Here is a 16,514-nt window from a genome sequence, read left to right as displayed (position 1 = left end):
GATCGGAGGGTCGCGTGGCGCGTTCGGCTGGCTCGGTGCGCTATCTGGAGATTGCCGAGTGGCTGCGCGAGCTGGTGTTCAACGCCGCGCCAGGTGCGCGACTGCCCTCTGACGCGGAGGTTGCGGCGCGGTTCTCCGTGAGCCGCATGACGGCACGCTCGGCGATTCAGCAACTCGTCAACGAGAACCTCATTGTGCGCAGGCAGGGAGCGGGCACGTTCACGCGAGAGGCCCCCCTGCACCGCCATGAGGGCCTGCTCATGAGCTTCACGGCTGACATGGGACGACGCGGACTGCGGGCGTCGTCGCGGCTCATTACCGCTGAGCTGCGCGGAGGTTCGCCACCCGAGACCGCGGCCCTCAGATTGCCTGACGGCAACAAGGTCGTCGCGATCAAGCGCGTGCGACTCGCTGATGAGACGCCGCTCGCCCTCGAGACCGCGGTCATCCCGCCGGACTACGTCTCGGTGCTGAGCACCGACCTCGAGTCGGGATCGCTGCACGACGCGCTCACGGGACTGGGGCACGCACCGGTGGTGGCCCACAGCTGGATCTCGTCGCGCCTTGCCAGTGCGAGCGAGGCGGCACTGCTCAGCGTCTCGACGAGCGAGCCGCTCCTGGTCGAGCGTCGCATCGTCGAAGACGAACGCGGAGAGCCTGTCGAGTTCACGGAGACTGCGTACATCGCGAGCCGGTATGTCATCGACGCGGTGTTCGTCGCGGACACCGCGAACGCTCGCAGGCCGGTGCACGAGATGCGTCATCGCCCACCTCGCTCGACGTCCCTGGCCCAGAGGGCGGCACCCACTGCTCCTGAGTAAGACCCGAAGTGGCTCGTGACGAGCGGAAGGTGCTCGGGCGGCGTCAGGTGAATTCTGCGAGCGACCGCTCGGCGCAGCGGATCGAGCAGCGCAGCTCCGACACGGGCGACGCCTCCGCCGATGACGACGATGTCAGGTGCCACGATCGCGTGCACGTTCGCGATGCCGATCGCCAGGTGTTCGACAGCCTCGTTCACGGCGCGGATGGCGCGATCCTCGCCTGCGGCGGCGAGCTCGAAGGCTTCCTCTGCGGTCGCGACGCCCGCGGAAGCCGCGATGATGCTGGGACGGGCGACGGCCTCGATGCAGCCTCGATTGCCGCATCCGCATCGGGGACCGTCGGGGACGACGGTCTGGTGGCCGAACTCTCCGGCAATGCCGTCGTGGCCGCCGTGCAGCCGCCCACCGATGACGAGCCCTCCGCCGATGCCGGTGCCGAGAACGATCGCGAGCACGTGCGCGTAGCCCTTCGCGGCTCCGGCCTCTGACTCGGCGAGTGTGAACGCCCGTGCATCGTTGAGCACGGCGACCTGGTGTCCGAGCAGCTCGCCCAGACGTCGTGAGACCGACACCCCCGCCCAGTCGCCGGGCAGGTTCGGAGTGACGGTCGGAATGCCGGTGTCGGGATCGATGACACCCGGGAAGGTCATCCCGACCGCTGAGACCGGAGCGGTCGCGAGGTGCCCAGTCGCGACTGCGCCGAGAGCCTGGAGAATGTCGTCGGCGTCCGTCGTCGGCGTCCGAGTCGTCGAGGTGGCGGTCACCTCGATACCGTCGGTCGTCGCCGCGATCACCGCCGCCTTGATGTTCGTGCCTCCGAGGTCGAGGCCGAGCAGCAGGCTCATCGTGCCGCCACCACGGGTCGGCCCTCCGACACGCTCCATCCGCCGTCGACGGCCACGACCTGACCGGTGACGCTGACGGCGTCGAGCAATGGGACCGCGAGCCGCGCGACATCGCGAGCGTCGAGAATGCCGGCAGCGACCGGCTGCTTGCGAGCGGCGAAGTTCAGAATCGTCGCGTCCTGGGCCGCACGAGCAGCCATCGGCGTTTCGACGAGCCCTGGAGCGATCGCGTTGACCCGGATGCCGTCGTCGGCGTAGTGGGCCGCGAGCGTCCGTGTGAGGCCCACGATCGCTGCTTTCGCGGCCGCGTAGGCATGCGTCGAGAAGTGTTCTGGCGACGGCGACCAGCCGAGAACACTCGTCGTGAGCAGGAGGGAGCCGCCGCGGCCGCCTGCGAGGAGCGCGCGAATGGTCTCTCGCGCGGCGAGGAAGGTCGTCGTGAGGTTGAGGCCCAGGGTTCGGTCCCAGCCCTCGAGCGGAATCTCGTGCAGCGGTCCGTCGCCGAGCCGCCTCCCGCTCCCTCCCGCGACGGCGACGAGGCCGTCGAGCCCTCCGAGCGCATCGTCTGCCGTGGAGAATGCGCGCTCAGCCTCGCGCTCGTCGCTTAGGTCGGCGACGGCGAAGCCCGCGAGCGGCACCCTCGCCGCAAGCTCGGCCAGCGACGACTCGGTGCGTGAGATGGCGAAGACCTGAGCGCCGCGCGAGGCGAGCTCCGTCGCGACCGCAGCAGCTATGCCGGTCGCGCCGGTCACGACGACACGCGTGACCGACGCTGGCTGCACCGAGGTCACGTGTGCACCGTGGGCAGGGGCAGCCGTGGGTCGATGACCTCGCCGGTGCGGCTCGATCGCAGTGCGGCGAAGCAGAGCGCGAGACCGGGCAACGAGGTCGAGGCTGCGTTGACGGGGGCACGCTCTTCTTCGATCGCGACCAGCAGTTCGCCCATCGTGCCGCGCATGCCGTTGAGCCACCAGGTTCCCGTGACTGTGATCGTCTCCGGCTCTTCGCCGGGACGTGACCAGACGATCTGGGTGCCGCCGAGCGCTTCGCCGAGGTGCGAGAGCGATCCCAAGGTGCCGTGCACCTCGTAGCCGCCGCGCTGCTGCACCTTCGTCGCGCCGCGGAACAGCAGCGTCGCCTGAGCCGCGGGAAACTGGATGAGCACTTGCGCCTGCGTCGCGACGGCCATCTTCTGGCCCGGCCGCGAGCCGGTCATCGCGACGACTCCCGTCGCCTCCTGCCGGTTGCGGAACAGATTGGCGAGAAGGTCGAACCAGTGGATGCCGAAATCGTACAGAATCAGGTCTTCCATCGAGTTGAACGCGGGGTTGTCGGCGAAGTCGGAGTCGTGGTCCCAGTAGACGTAGAAGTCGGCAGAGGTGACCTCGCCGATGAGTCCTGCCGCGACGGCCTCGCGCAAGAACGAGAAGTGCGGTGCCCATCGGCCGTTCTGATTGACGGCGAGCTGCATACCGTGCTCGACAGCGAGGTTGACGAGCTCGCGCCCTTCGTCGAGGTCGACGACGAACGGCTTCTGCGAGAGCACGTGCCGCCCGCTGAGAATCGCATCCCGCACGATCGACGGGCGAACGTCGACGTGCGTCGCGATGTCAACGACTTCGATGTCGTCGCGCGCGAGCAGGTCGCGATAGTTCGCGTAGACATCGGCATCCGGATAGAACTCATCGCGTCGGGCTTCGGCCTTCGCACGATCGATGTCGGCGAGGGCGACGACGTTGAACCCGGCGTCGCGGTAGTTCGAGAGGTGCTGGAACGAGATGCCGCCGCAGCCGATGAGACCGATCGGCGTGGTGAGCGACTTCGGAGCGCGGGGCAGATAGTGGATGCCGTCGCTCGTCGGCACGGGGATTCCGGTCATAGCTCGACCACCTTTCCGGCCGCCATGCTCGCTCGGGCGGCATCGACAATGAGTTGGCCCTTGAGGGCGGTCTCGAGGGTGCATGGCCCGCTCGGGGCGACACCGGTCTCTCGGCAGTGGAGGAGGTACGAGAGCGCGTTCTTGGTCGTCTCTGTCGACTCGTCGACGTCGATCTCGTGCACGTCGGGACGCTCGTGCGTCTGCACCGAGAGCGTCGTCGCGAAGTCGCGGCTCACGATCGTGCCTCCCGTGCCCACGACCACGAAGCCGCAGAAAGGTTGGGGCTGCGTCGTCCACGGATCCGTGAAGGTGCCCCATCGGGTGCGATAGGTGGAAAGGCCGCTTGCGAACTCGGCGATCGTGACGCTCTGCTCGTCGACGAAGAGTCCGTCGGGAACGAAGCTCATCGCTGTCACGCGCGACGGCAGCTCGTCGTCGCGAAACCACGTGCCGAGCGTGGTGCCATACCCGAGGTAGTCGTAGGTCGCACCGCCGCTGGCCGGGTCGTACCACCAGTTGCCGTTCTTCTCCTCGGGGGTGGCGCCGAGTGCGAGCGTCTTCTTGCCGTGCGCGTGGCCGAGCGGGCCGCGGTTGCCGTCGTAGTAGTGCACTTCGGTGACGTCGCCGATGAGGCCTTCCGCAATGACTTTCGCGGTCATCCGATGAGCGGGATACCACTCGAGCGGCCAGTTGACGTACACCTCGCTGCCGGTGCCGGCGATCGCGTCGTGCATCGCGAGACCGTCGGCGTGCGATGTCGAGAGCGGCTTCTCGAGGATGATCGTGACCTCGAGCGGAGCGAGCAGGCGGACGTACTCGAGGTGCTGGTCGGTCGGCGAGCACACGAACACGATGTCGGGCCGGGCCGACGCGAGCATCTGCTGGAGGTCGAGGTGTCGCAACTCGGTGGCGATGCCGAGGTCGTCGCACACGGCGTCCATCCGAGCCTTGTCGGTGTCGAACACGCCTGTCACCTCTGCCTGCGGATGCAGTTGTGCGACACGCAGCTGGTCTCCGATGTGCATGTGGTCGAACGCGACGCCGGCGACGCGATACTGGGGCACGTTGTTCATTCCTGCAATCTCCATTGAGTCGGAACATATCTATAGGACTAGGTGCAGGTAACCTTAGGGGACGCGCTCTCAGTGAGACAAGTGCACCGGGGTTTTGCCTCATTCGTCCCAAGAAACAGCTTGGATCTGCGGTTCACACAGGGTTCACGCGGCAATCACTAGGGGGGAGACCGTTGACATCGTCGATCCAACTCGTATAGACATGTGTTACTTGACCGCGCGAACCTGCGGTCCAGAGCACCAACGGCGCTGTGATGGGCACGGCGCTGTTTCCTGACCAGAAGGAGTCAGTTATGCAACGAGGCAAACTCGCTCACCGGCCCCGGAGCGTCATGCTCGCGGTGGCAACGGTGTCGGTCGCAGCCCTCGCACTGAGCGGCTGCACCGACGCCGGCGGCGGCGACCAAGTCATCCGCGTCGTCTATCCAGAGCAGCCGCCCAGCACGGCAAAGTCCGATGTCATCGAAACCGTCAAGGCCGAATTCGAAGAGGCCAACGAGGGCTGGACGCTCGAGCTCGTCCCCATCAACGCAGCGGATGCCGACTACTTCAGTCGCATCGCCCTCATGTTCGGGTCGCCCGATACCGCACCCGACATCGTCTACGACGACACCTTCCAGGTGAACGCGCACGCGGAGGCCGGCTACCTCGCTCCACTGGACGAGTATCTCACCGACTGGGAGGACTGGGACGCGCAGTACTCACCGACGACTCAAGACCTCGGCAAGGGTCTCGACGGAACGTCGTACGGCATTCCGATCACCGGTGGAACGATCGGTCTCTGGTACGACAAGTCGCTGTTCGAACAGGCTGGTCTTCCGACCGACTGGCAGCCCGAAACCTGGGATGAGTTCGTCGCCGACCTCGAGACCTTGCAGGCGGCCCACCCGGACATCGTTCCGTTCGCGGCACAGACTGCGGAAGTTCACGCCGAAGGTTCGACCTTCCAGACCTTCCAGGTCCTCCTGCAGGGCACCGAAGGCGGGCTCGACAGCAGCTTCTACGACCCCAGCGCAGGCGAATTCGTCACCGGAAGCGAAGGCTTCAACGACGCGCTGACGCTGCTGGCCGATCTGCGCTCGAAGGGCCTCCTCGCCGATGACGCTGATCAACTCGACCCCAACTACTGGGGGACGTTCGGTGGATGGTTCACCGAAGACAGGGTCGGCGTCGCCCTCACCGGGTCGTGGCTCATGTTCCTCTTCGGCGAATACCCGGAGTGGACCGACGAGCTCGGCTGGACCCCGATGCCGTCGCGCGACGGCGGCGATGCCGCGAGCATGTCGGGCGGCTGGGTGTGGGCGATGGGCGCGGGAGCTGCCGACAAGGAGATGACCTTCGAGGCGCTCACGATGCTCACGAGCTACGAGAGCTCGCTCGCCCTTGCCCTGGGCACGGGCGACGTTCCGACCCGCATCGACGTCGCAGAAACCCCGGAGATCGCGGAGAACAACCCGTCGATTCCGTTCTTCTACGACCTTGTCAACGTCGCGGGCATCCGACCGGGAGTTGCGGAATACCCGCAGGTCTCGGCAGCCATCGCGGCGGCCACGGAGGCAGTCACAATCGGCGGTATGTCACCCGAGGAAGCTCAGGCGGCGTACGACGAAGCCGTCCGGTCGATCACGGGCGGCTGATGTCCTCTCGCGACAACGGGCGGGGGGTCGCGAACGCGGCCCCCCGCTCCTCCACGCCTCCGAAGAGCGCGCTCCGCACCTTCCGCCGAAGCGTGGGTCCGGTCGTGCCGATCGTGCCGGCCGCCGCGATCATGGCCGTGTTCTTCGTCGGGCCGATCCTGTGGGCCGTCTACGTCGGCTTCACCGACCAGGGACTCACCGGTGCTGCGGCGCTCAACCCGCAGTGGGTGTGGTTCGACAACTTCGAACGACTCATCAACGACCGCGACGCGCACGCGGCGATCAGCCGCACTGTCGCCTACGTGCTGCTCGTCGTCGCGGGCCAGAACGTGCTGGGACTCGCGCTCGCGCTGCTGCTGCAGAAGCGCAACAAGGCCATGAAGACGATCGCCAGCGGAGCGGTCGTGCTCGCCTGGGTGCTTCCCGAAGTCGTCGTGGCGATGCTCTGGTACGCGTTCCTCAACACTCGAGATGGCACGCTCAACACGATCCTTGCGTCGGTCGGGCTTCCTGGTCAGAGCTGGCTCATCGACCAGCCCTTGTTCGCGATCGTCATCGCGAGCGTATGGCGCGGCACCGCCTTCTCGCTCCTCATCTACTCCGCCGCGCTCGAGGAGGTCAGCCCTGAGTCGATCGAGGCTGCGCAAGTCGACGGGGCCAGCGGCATGCAGCAGCTCTTCTATGTCGTTCTGCCCTCGATCAGTCGGCTCATTCTCACCAACCTCCTGCTCACGACCCTGCAGACGCTCGGCGTCTTCGGGCTCATCTTCGCGCTCACCGGCGGCGGGCCGGGCGGGCAGACTCAGACGCTGCCGCTCTACATGTACGAGCAGGCCTTCCGCTACAACCTCATCGGGTACTCGTCGGTCATCGCTATCGTGCTCGTCGTGCTCGGCGTGATCCTCTCCGCCTTCTACCTCTACGCCTTCAGGAAGGGGTCGAAGTGACGCTCCCTTCTCTCGCTGCGCCGCGGCCGCGGCTGCACGCGGTTTTCGCGAACGTGACGCTCGCGATCATCACGCTGTTGTTCCTGCTCCCGCTGATCTGGCTCGTGCTGGCTTCACTCGACCCGGGCGCGACGCTCTCGCTTCGAGCCCCTGAGCGGATCGCGCTCGACAACTTCGTCGAGATCGGCACCTGGGAGCTCACGTTCCGGCCGATGATGAACGGGCTCATCATCTCGGGACTCGCGAGTCTGCTCGTCGTCGTGCTCTCGGCCCTCGCCGCGTATCCGCTCTCGCGATACACGATGCGCTATGGCGACCACTTCTTGTACACCGTGCTCTTCCTGTCGGCGTTGCCGGTGACGGCGATCATGATCCCGGTGTACACCATGTTCGTTCGCCTTCGACTAGTCGACAGTTTCCTCGGCTGCATCCTGTTCCTCGCCGCATCGAGCTTGCCGTTCGCCATCTGGATGATGAAGAACTTCATGGACGGCATCCCGATCGAGTTCGAGGAAGCCGCCTGGCTCGACGGGGCCTCGAGCCTCCGAACGCTGAGAACGATCGTGCTCCCGCTCATGACGCCCGGCCTGGCCGCGGTGAGCATCTTCCAGTTCATCCTCATGTGGGGCAACTTCTTCGTGCCGTTCATCTTGCTGCTCGATCCAGCAAAACTGCCGATGGCGGTCACGCTGTATCAGTTCTTCGGCAGCTTCGGTGTCGTGAACTATGGCAACCTCGCCGCCTACGCAGCGGTGTACTCCGCGCCGGTGATCGTGCTCTACCTCGTGGTCTCCCGGGTGTTCAACGGGGCGTTCCGGTTGAGTGGCGGGGCGAAGGGCTGATGCCGGAGCGCGGTGCCTTCGCAGACGCGGGCTCCGGCGGTATCGACTCGTCGAAGCTCAGCCTCATGCGTGTCGATCGTTTCATCACGCAGCGGCTGGCACCCGCGGTGATCCGGGCGACGCACGACGTCGAGCTCGCCGCATGGCGCGTCGGCGGCGAGCCGGTTCCGTTCTCCACCGCACGCACGGCACCCTACGAGCCGTTCACGATCGGCACCTCGTGGGGCGCGCCGTGGGACACCGTGTGGTTCCGCATCCGTGGTGACGTGCCCTCGGAGTGGCGCCGGCCGGGCCTCACCGTCGAGCTCGATGTCGATCTGGGCGTTGTGAGCGACTTTCCGGGTTTCCAGGCTGAAGGGCTCGTCCACCGCTCCGATGGATCGGTCGTCAAGGGTGTGCATCCCGAGAACTCCTGGGTGCCGATCGACGACGAGGTGAGCACCTTCGAGCTCTACCTCGAGGCCGCGGCGAACCCCTACGTCGCTGGCGACTTCAGCTTCTTGCCGACCCCGCTCGGCGATCCGTCGACCGCCGGTACCGACGAGCTCTACGTGCTTCGCACGCTGCGGCTCGTGGCACGCGACGAGGAGGTCTGGGAGCTGCTGCAGGATGTCCGCACCTTGCGCGGCCTCGCCGCCGAGCTGCCGCCGAGCTCGCCGCGACGCGCCGAGCTGCTCTTGACCCTCGAGCGCATTGTCGACGCAGTCGACCCCGATGACGTCGCCAGCACGGTGTCGCATGGCAGGGAGCTCGCTGCGCAGTCGCTCGCGCGACCCGCGACGGCGAGCGCTCACCGGGTGCTCGCGGTCGGACACGCGCACATCGACACGGCGTGGCTCTGGCCGACGCGTGAAACAGTGCGCAAGGTTGCGCGCACTTTCGCGAACGTGCTCGATCTGCTCGACCGCGATGCGGATTTCGTGTTCGCGGCATCGTCAGCGCAGCAGTACGCATGGGTGCGCGACGCGCAGCCGGAGCTGTTCGAGCGCGTCCGCGCCGCGGTCGCGGAGGGGCGGTTCGTGCCGGTGGGTGGCATGTGGGTCGAGAGCGACACGAACCTGCCGTCGGGGGAGTCGCTCGCGCGCCAACTCGCCTACGGCAAGCGCTTCTTCCTCGACGAGTTCGGGGTAGAGACGTCGACGGTCTGGTTGCCCGACTCGTTCGGCTACACCGCCGCGTTGCCGCAGCTCATCACGGCCTCGGGTTCGCGGTGGTTTCTCACCCAGAAGATCTCCTGGAACGACACCAATCGCATGCCGAACCACTCGTTCCGCTGGGAGGGCATCGACGGCACTCGGGTGTTCACGCACTTTCCCCCCACTGACACCTACAGCAGCGATCTCTCTGCTGGCGAGCTCGCTCTCGCGGAACGCCAGTTCGACGAAGGAGGTCGAGCGAACACCTCGCTCGCGCTCTTCGGATGGGGTGACGGCGGCGGCGGACCGACCCGCGAGATGCTCGCCGCCGCCCACCGCGCAGCCGACCTCGAGGGATCGCCGCGCGTGGAACTCGCGGGCCCCGAGCAGTTTTTCTCTCTCGCCGAAGCCGAGTACGTCGATCCGGCCGTGTGGGCGGGCGAGCTCTACCTCGAGCTGCACCGCGGGGTGTACACCTCGCAGGCGCGGCTCAAGCGGGCGAATCGTCGGGCAGAGGCGCTGCTTCGCGAAGCCGAATTGTGGAGTGCGACGGCAGCAGTCCGCACCGGGCACGAGTACCCCGCCCCGCAGCTGGACTCGGCCTGGCGCACGGTGCTGCTGAACCAGTTCCACGACATCCTGCCCGGGTCGTCGATTGCCTGGGTCAATCGGGAAGCCGAGCGGGCGGGAGCGGACGTTCTCGCGGTGCTCGAATCCCTTGTCGACGCCGCGCTGACGGCGCTCGCAGGCAGCGGCGAGACCGAGCTCGGGTTCAATGCGGGACCGGGGCCGCGATCGGGGGTCCCCGCCCTGGCCGCCGGCCACGTCAACACGCGATCCGAGTACGTCGACGTCGAGCGCGTCCCGTCAGGATTCGTCCTGTCGTCGCCGATCGCACGCGCCGTCCTCGACGCCAACGGGATGCTGGCTTCCCTTGTCGACGTCGCGACGGGACGGGAACTCGTGCCCGCGGGCATGCCGGGCCTCGCACTGCAGCTGTTCCGCGACACACCACGGCAGTGGGACGCCTGGGACGTCGATCGAGAGGCCCTCGACACCCCGCGCGATGTCGACGCTCCTGAGTCCATCGACCTCGACGCTGAAGCACGGGCGGTCGTCATCCGGCGACGGCCAGGGGATTCGACGATCGTGCAGCGCGTTCGCATGCACCGCGACACCGGCGCCCTCGAGGTCTCTTTCGACATCGACTGGCATGAGCGGGAGAAGCTGCTCAAGCTCGCCTTCCCGCTCGACCTCCGGACCGACCGGGCGACCTCCGAGATCCAGTTCGGCCACGTGCACCGTCCGGTGCACGCGAACACGTCGTGGGACCGAGCGCGATTCGAGACCCCTGCACAGCGGTGGGTGCACGTGGGCGAACCAGGACTGGGCGTCGCGATCGCGAACGACGTCGCCTACGGTCACGACATCCGCACTCGCTCCGGTCCCGACGACCGGCCCGTCGTCGTCCCGCGCGTGTCGTTGCTGCGCAGCGCGAGGTTCCCCGACCCCGAGGCCGACCAGGGTCAGCACGAGTTCACGATCTCATTGCGGATCGTCGCGGACCTCGACGGCGCGATCGACGAGGGCTACCGGCTGCACCTGCCGGTGCGGCTGCGCCGCGGCGCGGGCGCCGTCGAGCCGCTCCTGACCGTCGACGGGCACGGCGTCATCGCCGAAGCGGTGAAACTCGCCGACGACGGATCGGGCGATGTCGTCGTGCGACTCTACGAATCGCGGGGGGCTCGCGCGCTCGCGACGCTCACGACGACGTTCGACTGGAGCAAGGTCTCCGAGACCGACCTCCTCGAGCGCGACATTCCCGACACGCGCGTCATCGACCGAGAACCTGACTCGGTGCGACTCGATCTTCCCGCGTTCACCGTCTGCACACTCCGATTCGCCCGGCCGAGTGCCCACTCCGAGGAAAGGACACGGTGATGACGAACGGCCCCTTGATCGATCCGGCCAGCGCGGCCGAACCCCCACCAACAGCCTTCCACGCCGTCCGACTCTCCGAACGCGACGTCTCGCACCTTCCCGTCATCTGGGCGGGCGATGTCGTCGTCGTCGGCGGCGGCTCCGCGGGCAGTGCGGCGGCGGTCGCGGCAGCTCGGCATGGGGCGTCGACCCTCGTAATCGAGAACGGGGGCTTCTTCGGGGGCACAGCTGCGGCGGTGCTCGACACGATGTACGGCTTCTTCGCGCCCGGCACGGACCAGCGCGTGGTCGGGGGCATCGGCTGGGAGCTTGCCAGCGCGCTGCTCGACGTCGGAAGTGCGATTCTTCGCGGAAACACCTACGGGGCGGGACTCGGAGTCACCTACGAGCCCGAGGCCCTGAAGGCCGAGTGGGATCGCTTGCTCGTCGAGTCGGGGGCCCAGCCGTTGCTGCATACGCGGTTCACGGCATCCGTGCTCGACGGCACCCGCATGACCGCTGTCGTCGTTCTGACCCGACGCGGCCCGTTCCTCGTGCGCGCTGCGCGCTTCGTCGATGCGTCGGGCGATGCAGACGTCGCCTGGGCGGCGGGCTGCACGCTCGAGCAACCGTCGGCGTCGGCACGTGTGCAGCCGCTCACGACGACGTTCCGCGTGGGCGGGGTCGAGCAGCCCGCCTCGACGGCCGAACTGCATCGTTTGCTCCAGGATGCAGCCGCGAGCGGCGCGTACCGGCTCCCGCGTCGTGAAGGCTCATCGCACCACACTGTGCTGCCCGGGGTCTTCCACACCAACCTCACCCGCGTCGCCGGCATCGACCCGACGAATCCCTGGGCGACGACAGCCGCCGAGATCGAGGGGCGCAGTCAGACGGTCGAGTACATTCGCTTCTTGCGAGACCGCATGCCAGGCTATGAGAACTCCTACCTGCTCTCGACGTCAGTCTGGATCGGCACGCGCGAGACCCGCCGTCTGATCGGCCGGTACGTGCTCGATCGCGACGACGTCGTGAGTGCCCGGCGCTTCGACGACGAGATCGCACTGTGCGCCGCGCCGATCGAGGACCACGACGGCGGGACCGCCACGATCTGGCGCTACGTCGCGACCGCGGAGGGCGAGCCGCCCAGCGGCAAGACCTACGGGGTCCCGTACCGCTGCCTCGTTCCCGTCGAGGTCGACAGCCTGCTCGTGGCCGGACGCAGCCTTTCCGCCACTCATGACGCCCATGCCTCCGCCCGTTCGATCGCTCAATGCCTCTCCTACGGTCAGGCCGCGGGTACGGCGGCCGCGCTCTCGGTCTCGGCAGGCGTCTCTCCCTCCGAGGTCAACGCCGACGACCTTCGCCAAGCGCTTGTCGCAGACGCGGTGATGCTGTGAAGGGTGCGATCCGCACCGTGCTCGGAGACCGGTTCGCGATCGAGGGCGTCGCCTATATGCACGAGCACCTCATCCTGGACTCGCCGCTCATCGCCGACCGTTTTCCGCACATCCACCTCCACGATGTCGTTGCGGCGGTCGCGGAGGTTGCTCGGTGCCGGGTGGCCGGGGCGACGCTCGTGCTCGAGGCGATGCCGATGTCTGCGGGGCGCGACGTCGTGCGGCTCGCCGAGGTTGCTCGCCGGGCCGAGGTCGACATCGTGGCAGCGACCGGTCTGCACCACGATCGGTACTACGGACCGAGACACTGGACCAATTTCGTCAGCATCGATGAACTCGCAGACCTGTTCGTCGCAGATCTCGTCGACGGCATCGACGCCTTCGACTACACCGGCCCGATCGTCCGCCGAACGTCGCACCGTGCTGGGGTGGTCAAAGTGGCGACGAGCGGATCGTCGCTCGATGACCGCGATCGTCGCAACCTCCAGGCCGTCGGGCAAGCGAGTGTGCGCACCGGCGCGCCCGTTCTGACGCACTGCGAAGAGGGCAAAGGCGGCCTCGAGCAGGTGGCGCGATTGACGGAGCTCGGAGTGCCTGCGTCGGCGATCGTGCTGAGCCACGTCGACAAGAGCGACGACCCCGGCTACCTCGTGGCGCTCGCGGAGAGTGGCGCAGTGCTCGAGTTCGACCAGTCGCTTCGTGAGTGGGAGGCCGGCGTGAACTCCCGCACTGTTCGCTCCACGCTCCTGCTGCTGGAGCACGGTTTTGCCTCGAGTATCGTGCTCGGTACCGATGGGGCCCGCCGCACACTGTGGCACGAGCTCGGCGGTGCGCCCGGGCTCGCGTGGCTCGCCTCCCACTTGCCGAGCGTGCTCCGCGCCGCGGGCGTGGGGGACGACGACCTCGATCTGTTGCTGCGCGGTAACGCGGAGCGCGTGCTGCGCTGGCGCACCGTGCATGCATCAGGAAGCGGATGATGCAGCTCATCGTGCGCGAGCTTTCTGGCGTGCCGCACGAGGCATTCACCGCCACACACTGCAACGATGTGATCGTGAAGAAGCAATGTGCCATGACCGAACGGGCTCCGGGGCGGTGATCGGGGCTGGTCGCGAACGCCGGCACTCCGCGATCGATTCCCTGCTTGAGTTGTCTCTTCGGCGCGGCGTTTGACTGTGAGTCAGCACACCACACGTCCATTTGGGTGACGATCTCAACGTGACGAGTCCCATCCCGGGCGGTTTGTCTCTGGAGGTAAATGCACGAGTGCTACCCATCAGGGACGGGCCGGATAGGCGTGGACTCGTCTTTGGGTCCCTTTCAGGGCGCCCCGAGCGTGGAGGGGTTTCGTTCCTGGTCACGCCAACGCAGAGGAGTGTTGGTAGAAGTTCTCCCGACTTTCTCGGGGCATCTGGATACCCACCGCGCCGGTGCTGTGCCTGGCGCAGACCGCCCTCTACGGGCCGCCATCTGCGCGCCATGCATATCTAGCCGATGCCCGAGTAGCATCGGCGGGTCGTACCCTGGAACCCTGAGCACGATCGATCACCCGTCGACTCCTGCACCGCACCGACCCGAAGGCCCTCATGACGACCGACCGCGATGGCGCGCGCCACGAGCAAGCGGTCACCTATGCGGCCGTCGGCGCGAGCCAGGCCCCCGACCTCATGCGCTACCCGCCCGAGGGCTACCGACCGCTCGAGATGCGCGGCCGCCTCGGCCACGGCATCGAGCGCTGGGAGTGGGCGGTCGATGCCCTGCTCACGGGCGGGGTGTACCGCGGCGCGGGCATGGACGTGCGCATGAGCCCGGTCGAGGCGAGCGAGGCGGAGCGCGTCTACCGGCCGGTCGAGTTCGACGAGCAGGGCGAGCCGGTCGAGGCCGCCGAGGTCGGCGCTGCAGAAGAGGTCTTCGCCGCCGACGGCACTCGGCACGTGCGCCCCGGTGACGTCATCGTCGTCGGCCTCTCCGTGGGGGAGCGCTTGTGGCTGCCGCTGCCGGGGCGGGTCGTGCTGCTCGAGCAGGATGAGAACCGCGTCATGTACGCCATCGGCACGCTGCCCGGCCACGCGTTCTCGGGCGAGGAGTCGTTCACGCTCGAGCGGGAGGAGAACGGCTCGGTGTGGCTCACCGTGCGCAGCTTCGCGCGCCCAGCCGCATGGTGGGGCTGGCCCATGCTGCCGGGGCTCCTGCTGGCCCGCACCCTCATCGCCCGTAGGTTCCTGCGCGCCCTCACGGTGCCGCTCACCACTCAGGATCGCTGACATACTCTGAACGAGATGAGCAGCGAAACCCGTCCCGTGCAGACTGAGCCGCGGCCCACGAGCAGTGGCGTCGGCCGCGTGCTCGTCGCCGTGTACGCGATCCTCGCCCTCGCCGCTCTCGGCCGCTCGAGCTATCAGATCGCCACCAAGTTCGGCGAAGCTCCCCTCGCGTACAGCCTCTCCGGGCTCGCCGCCGTCGTCTACGTGCTCGCCACAGTCGCGCTCGTCGCCCGGGGCCGCCGCTGGTTCCTCGTCGCCGCCGTCGCGATCACCGTGGAGCTCGCCGGCGTGCTCATCGTCGGCGTCGTGAGCCTGCTCGCCCCCGACGTCTTCCCCGACGACACTGTGTGGTCGGTCTTCGGCCGGGGCTACGCCTTCATCCCGCTCCTCTTGCCCGTGCTGGGCCTGCTGTGGCTGCGGCGCATCGCGGCCGTGCGGCACGCGGAGGAGGCCTCGTGAGCCGCTCCGCCCAGGGACACGTCGCGCGCGGGCTCGACGCGCTGCCCCAGCCGACCGTGCCGTCGATCGTCACGATCGGCAAATTCGACGGCGTGCACCGCGGGCATCGCGCCGTTCTCGACAGCCTGCGGGATGCCGCTGCCGACCGCCGCACGGTCGTCGTCACCTTCGATCGGCACCCGCTCGCCGTTCTTCGGCCCGAGTCGGCGCCGACGCCCCTGCTGAGCGTCGACCAGAAGACTGAGGCGCTACTCGCCGCCGGTGTGGATCTCGTCGTCGTCCTCGACTTCACCCCCGAGTTCGCCGCCCTCAGCCCCGAGCAGTTCGTGCAGCGCGTACTCGTCGGCGGGCTCGGCGCGACCGAGGTGCTCGTCGGCGCCGACTTCCGCTACGGCGCGCGCGGCGCCGGCACGGTCGAGACTCTGCGGCAGGCGGGGGAGCGCGACGGCTTCACGGTCTCCCTCGTCGACGACGTGTGCGAGGCCGACGGCCGCCGCGTGTCGTCCACGGGCATCCGCGCCGCGCTCGAGGCCGGCCATGTCGCGGAGGCGGCCGAGGCTTTGGGGCGCGCCCCGCGCATCCGGTCCCTCGTCGTGCCCGGCCATCAGCGCGGCCGCGACCTCGGCTACCCGACCGCGAACCTCGCCCCCGGCGCCGAGGGCTACATTCCCGCCGACGGCGTGTACGCGTGCTGGTTGCGCGTCGACGGAGAGCGCTACGGGGCCGCGGTGTCGATCGGCAACAACCCGACCTTCGGCGACGTGCTCGAGAAGACGGTGGAGGCGCACGCGATCGACGTGACGCTCGACCTCTACGGCTCGATAGTCGAACTCGAATTCGTCGAGTACATCCGGCCCATGCGCAAGTTCGAGTCGGGCGACGCACTCGCCGTGCAGATGGGGCTCGACGAGCTGCGCATTCGCGAGGTGCTCGGCCTCGCCGCCGAACCCGCGTAGGCCGCTGAGCCCTGCCGACTACTTGTCGGCGATGAGCGACTTCAGCGGAACCTTCGCGCCGTTCTTGATGTTGTCGATGACGTCGTCGGGCACGTCCTTGACGAGGGGCACGTCGAGGTCTTTCGCCCAGGTGCCGATCGTGTCGAGAATCTGGTCGGTGTCGAGGCCCGCGAGGGTCGGCTGAATCTGCTCCCAGAGGCCCTGCAGGGCATCCGGGTCGAAGCCCTTGCCGCTCACGGGGTCGCTCACGACCTCGCCGATGTCACCGAGGTCGAATCCGTTGTTCTGAGCCATCGCGTAGTCCTGCTCTCTCGGGAGCCCGGCGGGCTCGATGCTCATGA

General features: G+C 67.8%; 16 protein-coding genes and 1 pseudogene. 12 read left to right on the top strand and 5 right to left on the bottom strand.

Annotated features, from left to right (window positions below):
* Positions 1-14 precede the first annotated feature (14 nt).
* A complete protein-coding gene (locus FK219_RS03625; RefSeq protein WP_165638038.1) occupies positions 15-821 on the top strand; it encodes a GntR family transcriptional regulator in 807 nt (268 codons plus the stop codon).
* Here FK219_RS03625 and FK219_RS03620 read toward each other — a convergent pair.
* From FK219_RS03620 to FK219_RS03610, 4 genes are read right to left on the bottom strand one after another with little or no spacing between them, the layout of a single operon-like run.
* Complete coding sequence (locus FK219_RS03620; protein ID WP_165638037.1) at positions 761-1,666, bottom strand: ROK family protein; 906 nt, start codon at positions 1,664-1,666, stop codon at positions 761-763. The genes FK219_RS03625 and FK219_RS03620 overlap by 61 nt on opposite strands.
* On the bottom strand, positions 1,663-2,457 hold the full coding sequence (locus FK219_RS13420; protein ID WP_210416761.1) for an SDR family NAD(P)-dependent oxidoreductase: 795 nt from the start codon (positions 2,455-2,457) through the stop codon (positions 1,663-1,665). The genes FK219_RS03620 and FK219_RS13420 overlap by 4 nt, the downstream gene beginning before the upstream one ends.
* Positions 2,454-3,545, bottom strand: coding sequence for a Gfo/Idh/MocA family protein (locus FK219_RS13415; RefSeq protein WP_210416760.1), 1,092 nt, complete (start codon positions 3,543-3,545; stop codon positions 2,454-2,456). Before FK219_RS13415 ends, FK219_RS13420 begins: the two co-directional genes overlap by 4 nt.
* Positions 3,542-4,618, bottom strand: a complete 1,077-nt coding sequence (locus FK219_RS03610) for a Gfo/Idh/MocA family protein (RefSeq protein ID WP_165638036.1) — start codon at positions 4,616-4,618, stop codon at positions 3,542-3,544. The genes FK219_RS13415 and FK219_RS03610 overlap by 4 nt, the downstream gene beginning before the upstream one ends.
* 293 nt (positions 4,619-4,911) lie before the next feature.
* Here FK219_RS03610 and FK219_RS03605 point away from each other — a divergent pair, with 293 nt between their 5' ends.
* From FK219_RS03605 to FK219_RS03565, 11 genes and pseudogenes are all read left to right on the top strand, one after another.
* Positions 4,912-6,255 (top strand): extracellular solute-binding protein, encoded by a 1,344-nt coding sequence (locus FK219_RS03605; RefSeq protein ID WP_165638035.1) that lies wholly within the window; start codon positions 4,912-4,914, stop codon positions 6,253-6,255.
* A 104-nt stretch (positions 6,256-6,359) separates the two neighbouring features.
* Entirely contained in the window at positions 6,360-7,202 is an 843-nt protein-coding gene (locus FK219_RS03600; RefSeq protein WP_328821589.1) for a carbohydrate ABC transporter permease, read from the top strand.
* Positions 7,199-8,044, top strand: a complete 846-nt coding sequence (locus FK219_RS03595) for a carbohydrate ABC transporter permease (RefSeq protein WP_152583066.1) — start codon at positions 7,199-7,201, stop codon at positions 8,042-8,044. The genes FK219_RS03600 and FK219_RS03595 overlap by 4 nt, the downstream gene beginning before the upstream one ends.
* A complete protein-coding gene (locus FK219_RS03590) occupies positions 8,044-11,121 on the top strand; it encodes an alpha-mannosidase (RefSeq protein WP_152583065.1) in 3,078 nt (1,025 codons plus the stop codon). The genes FK219_RS03595 and FK219_RS03590 overlap by 1 nt, the downstream gene beginning before the upstream one ends.
* Positions 11,121-12,497 (top strand): FAD-dependent oxidoreductase, encoded by a 1,377-nt coding sequence (locus FK219_RS03585; protein WP_152583064.1) that lies wholly within the window; start codon positions 11,121-11,123, stop codon positions 12,495-12,497. Before FK219_RS03590 ends, FK219_RS03585 begins: the two co-directional genes overlap by 1 nt.
* Entirely contained in the window at positions 12,494-13,474 is a 981-nt protein-coding gene (locus tag FK219_RS03580; protein ID WP_165638034.1) for a phosphotriesterase family protein, read from the top strand. Before FK219_RS03585 ends, FK219_RS03580 begins: the two co-directional genes overlap by 4 nt.
* A complete protein-coding gene (locus FK219_RS13910; protein WP_268888642.1) occupies positions 13,471-13,593 on the top strand; it encodes a hypothetical protein in 123 nt (40 codons plus the stop codon). The genes FK219_RS03580 and FK219_RS13910 overlap by 4 nt, the downstream gene beginning before the upstream one ends.
* A 98-nt stretch (positions 13,594-13,691) precedes the next feature.
* Positions 13,692-13,985: pseudogene (locus FK219_RS14220) on the top strand (hypothetical protein); the annotation flags it as partial.
* A 95-nt stretch (positions 13,986-14,080) separates the two neighbouring features.
* The gene (locus FK219_RS03575; RefSeq protein WP_152583062.1) at positions 14,081-14,758 is read left to right on the top strand and encodes a DUF1990 family protein; all 678 of its coding nucleotides are present in this window, start codon (positions 14,081-14,083) and stop codon (positions 14,756-14,758) included.
* A gap of 15 nt (positions 14,759-14,773) precedes the next feature.
* A complete protein-coding gene (locus FK219_RS03570) occupies positions 14,774-15,217 on the top strand; it encodes a hypothetical protein (RefSeq protein WP_152583061.1) in 444 nt (147 codons plus the stop codon).
* A complete protein-coding gene (locus tag FK219_RS03565; protein WP_152583060.1) occupies positions 15,214-16,173 on the top strand; it encodes a bifunctional riboflavin kinase/FAD synthetase in 960 nt (319 codons plus the stop codon). The genes FK219_RS03570 and FK219_RS03565 overlap by 4 nt, the downstream gene beginning before the upstream one ends.
* Before the next feature lie 18 nt (positions 16,174-16,191).
* Here FK219_RS03565 and FK219_RS03560 read toward each other — a convergent pair whose 3' ends face one another.
* Positions 16,192-16,512, bottom strand: a complete 321-nt coding sequence (locus FK219_RS03560; RefSeq protein WP_152583059.1) for a hypothetical protein — start codon at positions 16,510-16,512, stop codon at positions 16,192-16,194.
* Positions 16,513-16,514 lie beyond the last annotated feature (2 nt).

The organism is Microcella pacifica (assembly GCF_009371975.2).
Taxonomy (GTDB): Bacteria; Actinomycetota; Actinomycetes; order Actinomycetales; family Microbacteriaceae; genus Microcella; species Microcella pacifica.
Note: the sequence above shows the minus strand (reverse complement) of the source record. Positions and strands in the feature narration are given on the sequence as shown.